Annotated in this window: 3 protein-coding genes; 2 read left to right on the top strand and 1 reads right to left on the bottom strand. The window is 23.6% G+C overall.

Annotation, left to right across the window (positions count from 1 at the left end; genetic code table 11):
- Positions 1–1,685, top strand: a 1,685-nt coding sequence (locus ACERKK_RS10455) for a transporter substrate-binding domain-containing protein (protein WP_373773024.1), incomplete at its 5' end; no start/stop codon positions are given.
- Between the two features lie 14 nt (positions 1,686–1,699).
- Here the strand turns inward: ACERKK_RS10455 and ACERKK_RS10450 are convergent.
- Positions 1,700–4,414, bottom strand: a complete 2,715-nt coding sequence (locus ACERKK_RS10450) for a transporter substrate-binding domain-containing protein (protein ID WP_373773023.1) — start codon at positions 4,412–4,414, stop codon at positions 1,700–1,702.
- A 128-nt stretch (positions 4,415–4,542) separates the two neighbouring features.
- Here ACERKK_RS10450 and bioA point away from each other — a divergent pair, with 128 nt between their 5' ends.
- A complete protein-coding gene (bioA, locus tag ACERKK_RS10445; RefSeq protein ID WP_373773022.1) occupies positions 4,543–5,808 on the top strand; it encodes an adenosylmethionine--8-amino-7-oxononanoate transaminase in 1,266 nt (421 codons plus the stop codon).
- The last annotated feature ends 159 nt before the right edge of the window (positions 5,809–5,967 follow it).

Genomic DNA, 5,967 nt, shown 5'->3' with positions numbered 1-5,967 from the left:
AACATAAAATAAATATTGATGATTTTATTTATTATGATACAAAATTACAAAATCTAAGATTCTCTAAAGAAAATCAATTATATCTTAAAAATAAAAAAGAGATAAAAATGTGTATTTTACCAAATGCATTACCATATAGTGCAATTGAAGATGGCAATTTTGTTGGTTTTGTAGCTGATTATATAAAAATTATAGAAGAAAAAATCAATATTCCTATTACTTTAGTAAAGACTAAAACTTGGTCACAAAGTTTATCTTTTATTAAAGACAAAAAGTGTGATATTTTGTCTTCTGTTTCAATGAATAAAGAAAGAAAAGAGTATTTAAACTTTACAAACTCTTTTTTAAAAATGCCATTTGTAATTGTTACAAAAAGTACAGTCCCTTTTGTTGATGATATTAATTCATTAAAAGAAAAAAGAGTATCTATTGTAAAAGATTATGAACTTTTAACAAGATTAAAACAAAAATATCCATTAATAGATTTTGTAGAAGTTTCAAATTCACAAGAAGGTTTTACAAAGGTATTAAATGATAAAAACTTTGCTCATATTGATTCTAATGCTGTAAGTTGGTATAACTTACAAACTAATTTTTTAAATAAATTAAAAATATCTGGAAATATAGATGAAGTGCAAAATATTAGAATTGGTGTGGTAAAAGATGATTATGAATTATTAGAGATTTTTAAAAAATCTGTTGCTAATATAGATGAAGAAATAAGAATCTCTTTATTGAAAAAATGGTTATCAATTCAGTATAAAAAAGAGTTTGATTATACACTTCTTTGGCAAGTTTTATTAGCTATTTCACTTATAATATTAGCTTTATTATATAGACATAATTTACTAAGAAAATTAAATAAATCATTAAGTTCAAAAGTTCATGCAAAAACTGAAGAACTACAAAAAATCAATAGTGAACTAGAACATAGAATACAAATAGCCGTAGAGGAAAAGCTAAGAATTGATAGAATACTTTCAGAGAAATCTAAAAAAGCAGCAATAGCTGATATGCTTGAAAATATTGCACATCAATGGAGACAGCCTTTATCAATTATTACAACAGCAGCAAGTGGGCTTAAAATAAAAAAAGAGTTTAATGATTTAGATGATAAGTTTTTACTTGAAACTTTAGATTCAATTGTTCGTACATCACAAAGTTTATCCTATACAATTGATGATTTTAAAGACTTTTTTAAACCATCAGATATAAAAAAAGATTTTTCACTAAATGAGTGTTGTAATAAAAGTTTAGATTTATTAAATGCAAAACTTACAAGTAAAAATATATATGTTATTAAAAACATTGAAAATATAAGTATATATGGATTTGAGAGTGAATTAATACAAGTATTTATTAGTATTATCAATAATGCAGAAGAAGCTTTAGATAATTGCACTTATTCAAAAAAACTTATTTTTATTGATACAAATAGAGTAGAAGATAAAATCATTATAAAAATAAAAGATAATGCTGGTGGAATTAAAAAAGAAATATTATCTAAAATATTTGAGCCATATTTTACTACAAAACACAGAGCTCAAGGTACAGGAATTGGTCTATATATGTGTGAAGAAATAATTTCAAAACACATGAATGGAAAAATTATGATTTCAAATATAGAATATGAATATGAAAATATTTCATATTCTGGAGCAGAAGTAAAAATAACTTTATTTTAATACTTCTTGCTTTTTTAAAATAATGGTATTTTAATTCTAAAAATTGCACCTTTTAAATCAAAATTATTATATTTAAATGAAATATTTCGTACACTAATTTCGCCTTTTAGCTGTTTTGTAATAATTTGATATGTCATATAAAGTCCAATTCCAGTTCCTTGGGATTCATGTTTTGTTGTAAAGTAAAGTTCAAATATCCTATTTAAAATATTCTCTTGTATTCCATTTCCAGAATCTTTAAAGTTTATTACTAAATTGTTATCTATTTTTTTACATTCTATAAATATAAAAGAGTTTAAAGAGTTTTTTGACTCTTGATTATTTTTAATAGCATCTTTTGCATTATTTACAATATTTAAAAATGATTGAATTAATAAATTCTCATTTGCTTTTATATTTAAATCTTCACAATCAATAATTAAATTTATATTATTATCTTCTAAGGTATCTTTTACAAGTGAATTTAGTTTATTAAAAGTATCTTTTATATTAAATAGTTTTATATTATTTGAGTTAGGTTTGAAAAAGTTTCTAAAATCATCAATTGTTTGTGATAAATATTGTGCTGATGTATTTATTTTTTCCATATTTCTAATAAGTGAGTCTTCATCTAACATATCAAACTCTTTTTGCATTTTAATACCAGTTGCAATTGTACTTATATGACTTAAAGGCTGTCTCCATTGATGTGCAATATTTTGTATCATCTCACCTGTTGATATCATTTTTGATTGCTCAACTAATATTGCTTCTTTTTCTTTTAAAAGTGTTAAATCAACAACTGATGTAACTCTAAATACTCCTTCTTTAGTATTTATATCTTTACTTCTTGAAAGAGCATAAAATGAACTTTTATCTGATTTTACAAATGTCATTTCATGTGTTTTAGAAAAGTTTTCAGTAAAGATGTTTTTAGAATCTTTTTGAATTAAATCAAGAAAGTTTTTGCCTAAAATATCTTCATTGTTACTATATTTAAATAACTCTAAAGCCTCTTTATTAAATTTTGTTACTTTATTGTTTTTTGAGATTATAATAGCTTCAATTGTAGTATCTAAAATAGTTTCTAATTTATTATAAGCATCTTTAATTTTTTCAAGATGTTGTTCTTTTGAATATTGTCTATAAATTAAAAAAGTAAATATCATAAATACTAAAACTAGTATTTTAATAAATAAATCATAATCAAACTCTTTTTCATAATTTAAAGATATATATTTATTTGATATCTCTTCTTTTTTTGTTTGAGGAATTGATTTTACTAATTTATTAAAAATACTTAATAATTCAGGTTCATCTTTTCTTGTTGCTACACTTAGTTCCCACTTTTCTTTAAATGTTCCATTTATCTTAAGTTCATTTATAAAAAAATCTTGATATTTATATGAGATAACTCCTAGAGAATCTATAAATCCAAAAATTTCAGAATTAACTACTTTTTCTAATCCTATTTTTGCATTAGCTACTTCAATAATATCAATTTTTGGATAATTCTTTTTTATTAATTCAACTAAAGCAAAATCTTTTATTATTCCAATACTTTTATTTTCTAAATCTTTTATATTATTAGAAGATATTACATTGTTTTTTGTAATTAATACTAATGGTGCTTTAAAATATGCTTCTGTAAAATCTAAATATTTTGATCTATTTGGTGTCTTCATTGCTAGAGATAAAATATCACATCTTTTATCTTTTACAAACTGTAATGACTCAGACCATGATGAAGTTTTAACAAGATTTATAGGTATAAGTATTTTACTTTGAAAAAATTCAAAATAGTCACTACTTAATCCAATATGTTTACCATTTTCATTTATTTTTTCAAAAGGCATCCAATCTGGATCAATACATAAATTTATAGACTCTTTTTTATTTAGATAATCTTCTTCTTTTTTATTAAGAGGAATGATTTTTTTATAAAATTCTTCTAATTCTAAAATCCATTTATTTTTAAAAGAATCAATTTTTTCAGATGGTATTTGATTTAATGATTTTTCTATAATACTTCTTAAAATTTCTTCATCTTTTTTTATTCCAAATCTTAAATCCTCTTTTTTAACTCCATGAAATTCAGATATTGCTTTTATATTTGTAATTGAATTTGAAACAATGGCTTTTATTCCACTTGTAAATGAAGCAAGGAAATAATCAATTTTACCAATACCTAAAGCTTCTGCTTTTTCATTACTACTATCAAGTTCAACAACTATAATACCTTTGTTTATTAATTTGTCTTTGTAATATAAAGATTTAGAAATACCAACTTTTTTTCCTACTAAATCATTAATAGAAGTATATGAATTATTGTTTTTTAAACCAAAAATATATGTAGGTATTTCATAATATGCTTTTGTAAAAAAAGTGAATTCTTCTCTGTTTTTTGTATATGAGATATCTGCTATTACATCTAACTCTTTATTTTCAAATTTTTTTAATACTTTATTCCATTTATTAGTGTATATATTAAACTTTAAACTTGATATTTTGGAAATTTCTTTTACAAGTTCTACTGAAAAACCTTGTTGTTTATTATAATCATCAATAAAAGAAAAGGGTTTGAAATTTGAAATCATTCCAATATTTACACTTTGCTTTTTATTTATATAGTTAAGCTCTTCTTTCGTAAAAATAGTACTTGGAGTTTCATTTGCAAATGTAAATGAATATGCAAATAAAATAATAATTATAGAAATTAACTTATTTTTTTTAGACATTTTTAATAACATAGATATATCCTCTTTTAATAACAGTATCATAATATAAAGTTGTCAAAAGCGTGTGTGAAAATAAACTTACATTTTTTGTAACTAAGTTTTTGATATAATATATACATATATTAATATTAGGAATTTTATTGAGTTGGTTAGATATAGATAAGAAACATGTATGGCATCCATATAATTCTTTACCATCAAAAGCTTCATTGCTTGGGGTTAAAAAAACAAATAAAACATCAATTTTTTTAGAAACAGGTGAAGAGTTGATTGATGGAATGAGTTCATGGTGGAGCGCAATACATGGTTACAATCATCCACGATTAAATGAGGCTTTAAAATCACAAGTTGAAATTATGCCACATATAATGTTTGGTGGATTAGCTCATGAAAAAGCCGCAATATTGTCAAAGAAGTTAGTTGAATTAAGTGGTTTAAATAGTGTTTTTTTATGCGATTCTGGTTCTGTTTCTGTTGAAGTTGCTCTTAAAACAGCTATTCAATATCAAGAAGCAAAGGGACTTAAAAAATATAAATTTATTGCATTAGAGCATGCTTATCATGGCGATACTTTAGCTGCAATGAGTGTATGTGATCCTAATAATTCTATGCATAGTATTTATGGTTCATATTTACCAAAACATATTTTTACTAAAGCACCTGAACTTGGATTTAATGCTGATTGTTCTGTTTCAATTGCAGCATTAGAAGAAACATTTATTAAACATCATAAAGAGTGTGCTGGATTTATTCTTGAACCAATTGTTCAAGGAGCAGGGGGAATGAGGATTTATAATCCTATATTTCTTAAAAAAGCAAGAGAATTATGTAGTAAATATGACATTTTACTAATAGCAGATGAAATAGCTACAGGTTTTGGACATACAGGAAAAATGTTTGCATATGAGTGGGCAGACATAAAACCTGATATTATGACGGTTGGAAAAGGTTTAACAGGTGGTTATATGACTATGGCTGCAATGATTACATCAAAAAATGTATCAGATACTATTAGTAATTCAAAACTAGGTATCTTAATGCATGGACCAACATTTATGGCAAATCCTTTAGCTTGTAGTGTTGCAATTGAGAGTTTAAATTTATTAGAAGAAACATCTTGGAAAAAAAATGTTTTAAATATTCAAGCAATATTTAAAGAAGAATTACAAAATGCTAAAGAATTAGATTTAGTAAAAGATATTAGAAATATAGGAGCAATTGGTGTTATTGAGTTAAAAGATGATACTTATGCTCAAGAAATACAAGATTATTGTGTTAAAAAAGGTGTATGGATTAGACCTTTTGGAAAATTAATTTATTCAATTGTTGCTTATAATATAAAAGATGAAGATTTAAGAAAAATTATAAAAACAATGATTGAAGCAATAAAATCAATAGAGAAATAATATGAAAAAAGAAAACTTAAAAGAATTATCATTAAATCTACCAAAAGAGCCAGGTGTTCTTGGTAGAACAAGATTTTTTAATTCAGCAGTTATAATACCTCTTATTAAGATTAATGGTGAATATCATTTACTTTTTCAAAAAAGAGCAGCAGGTATTAG

This window comes from Poseidonibacter sp., assembly GCF_041821165.1.
Lineage (GTDB): Bacteria > Campylobacterota > Campylobacteria > Campylobacterales > Arcobacteraceae > Poseidonibacter.
This window is presented reverse-complemented; position numbering and strand designations above follow the sequence as displayed.